This window comes from Micromonospora foliorum (assembly GCF_022229015.1).
Lineage (GTDB): Bacteria > Actinomycetota > Actinomycetes > Mycobacteriales > Micromonosporaceae > Micromonospora > Micromonospora foliorum.
On the sequence record NZ_JAKKFF010000518.1, the window covers coordinates 1 to 2,104 of the forward strand.

The window sequence follows — 2,104 nt, forward strand, 5'->3', positions numbered from 1 at the left end:
CGCGGCGCACCGACCGGCCGGCCGCCCGGCGGCCGTCCCGCAAGCCGCGACGCCCACCGAAGCTGGCCGACTCGCGGCTGCGGCTGCGGCTGGGCACCGTGCTCGCCCTGACGCTCTTCGCCACCATCGGGATCCGGTTGATCTTCCTCCAGACGGTCGACGCCCCGGCGTACGCCGGGGGTGGAACCGCCGACCGACTCCGCACGGTCGAGCTGCCGGCGCCGCGAGGCGGGATCTACGACAGCACCGGCGCGCCGCTGGCGCGCAGTGTCGAGGCGCGGTACGTGTACGCCGACCCGACCGAGGTGAAGGACCCGCCCGGCGTCGCCAAGGCGCTCTCCCCGCTGCTCGGCATCCCGGCGTCGAAACTCGTCGAGCTGATGAAGCCCCGCAAGCTGGAGGACGGCAAGGAGTCCCGGTTCGTGTACCTGGCGCGGGGGGTGGAGATCTCCACCGCCAAGCGGGTGCAGGCGCTGGACCTCCTCGGCGTCGGGGTGCACCGCGACGAGCGCCGTGAGGTGCCCGGCGGTGACCTGGCGGCCAACCTGATCGGCTTCACCAGCCAGGACATGGTCGGGTTGGAGGGGCTGGAGGCCCGCTACGACGACGTGCTCGCCGGTCAGGACGGCAAGCGGGTGTACGAGGCCGGCCTCGGTGACCTCGCCGCGCCGATTCCGGGCGGCTACAGCCGGACCACTCCCGCCAAGCCGGGCAGCTCGCTCGCCCTCACCATCAACCGCGACCTGCAGTTCCGGACGCAGCAGATCCTCAGCGCGGGCATGGCCCAGCAGCCGGGCGGCACCGGCGCGGCCGTGATCATCGAGATTCCCTCCGGCGCGGTGCTGGCCCAGGCCAGCAACCCGACGTACGACGCGGCGAAGCCGACGCCCAGTGACCCGGTCGCCCGGGAGGACGCCGCGACCAGCTTCGTGGTCGACCCCGGCTCGGTGCACAAGGCGATCACCTACGGCGCGGCGTTGCAGGAGGGGGTGATCACGCCGGACACCACGTTGCCGATCGCCAACAGCATCAAGAAGGGCGACACCTGGTTCTCCGACACGCACCCCGCCAACGGCAGGCGGATGAGCGTGCCGGGGATGCTCGCCTTCTCGTCCAACGTCGGCACCATCACCATCGCCGACCAGCTCGGTCCGGACCGGCTGATCGACTACCAGAAGCGGTTCGGGCTGGGTAAGCCCACCGGCGAGGGGATGCCCGGGGAGGCCAGCGGACGACTGCTGCCGGCCGACGAGTGGAGCGGGTCGTCGGCCGGGTCGGTGCCGATCGGGCACAGCGTCGACGCGACCCCACTGCAGATGGCCGCCGCGTACGCCGCCATCGCCAACAACGGCACGTACGTGCAGCCGCACCTGGTCAAGGAGGTGATCGGGTCGGACGGCAAGCGCACGCCCGCGCCGGCCCCGGTGACCCGGTCGGTGCTCAGCCCGCAGAACGCGGCGGCCCTGCGCACCATGCTGGAGGCGGTCACCACTGTCGACGGCGCCACGGGCGAGGCCGCCGCGGTTCCCGGTTACCGGGTCGCCGGCAAGACCGGCACCGGGTGGCGGCTGGTGAACGGCAAGAAGCAACCCGGCGAGGTGTCCTCGTTCATCGGGATGGCCCCCGCCGAGAACCCCCGCTACGTGATCGCCGTCTTCGCGTACGCGCCCAACGGCGGGGGCGCGGCGATCGCCGGGCCGGCGTTCCGGGACATGATGCAGTTCACTCTGCGTCACTACCGGGTACCACCGTCCGCCGGCGGATCCGCGCCCAAGTTCGTGGTCTATCCGCGCTGAGCAGCAACGGCGGGACATCATCGGTGAGTGCCGACGAACCACCGGGGCGGCTGTGCGGCCGGAACCGGACGACCGGGTAGGGTCTGACGCCGTGCCCGGCAATCCACGTCCACGTACCGTGACCGGAGTCCGGCTCGGTGATCTCGCCGTCCGGCTCACCGTCGACCTTCCGGCCGACGCCGCCGCGGTGGTCGTCAGCGGGGTCACCCACGCCAGCCAGGAGGTTCGCCCCGGCGACCTGTACGCGGCGCTGCCCGGTGCCCGTCGGCACGGCGCGGAGTTCGCCGCCGGCGCCGCCGAGGCGGGCG

At 72.8% G+C, this 2,104-nt stretch carries 1 protein-coding gene and 1 pseudogene; both read left to right on the plus strand.

Annotated elements, in window-relative coordinates; all coding sequences use genetic code 11:
* Positions 1–1,796, plus strand: a 1,796-nt coding sequence (locus tag PSH25_RS29140; protein ID WP_238662071.1) for a peptidoglycan D,D-transpeptidase FtsI family protein, incomplete at its 5' end; no start/stop codon positions are given.
* Between the two features lie 52 nt (positions 1,797–1,848).
* A pseudogene (locus PSH25_RS29145) lies at positions 1,849–2,104 on the plus strand (Mur ligase domain-containing protein); the annotation flags it as partial.